Here is a 347-nt window from a genome sequence, read left to right on the forward strand (position 1 = left end):
CGTGGTATCATTCAACTTGCGCATATAGGCTGCCGCAAGCTCCTCTACGTTCCGGATCGGGTGGAGCACCTGTGCGACAATGTTGTTCGACGGAGCCTTGCGTGCAATAGCGTTGACCCAGGCCGCATCGTCAAAGCGCACGGTGTTCCAGCCGGGTTGCTCACGACGTGCGTCGTAATGCTCGGCCGTATAGATGCTGTTGAAAACAACCGGGCTTAGCGATGTTTTCCAGGTAGGATCCGAGCTGATCGTCTCCGTCGTGCCGTCGGCGTAGGTAACGCGCAAGTCGAGCCAAAAAGTAGGACGCTCGCGCCAGTGTGCCTTATGAAAATCCCCCACCGCCGACG

General features: G+C 57.9%; 1 protein-coding gene. It reads right to left on the reverse strand.

Going from position 1 to position 347, the window contains the following annotated elements:
- On the reverse strand, positions 1-347 hold a 347-nt coding region (locus KK062_RS30125), incomplete at both ends, for an alpha-L-rhamnosidase N-terminal domain-containing protein (RefSeq protein ID WP_254088093.1).

The sequence above is a fragment of the Dawidia cretensis genome (genome assembly GCF_018598175.1).
GTDB lineage: Bacteria > Bacteroidota > Bacteroidia > Cytophagales > Cyclobacteriaceae > Ohtaekwangia > Ohtaekwangia cretensis.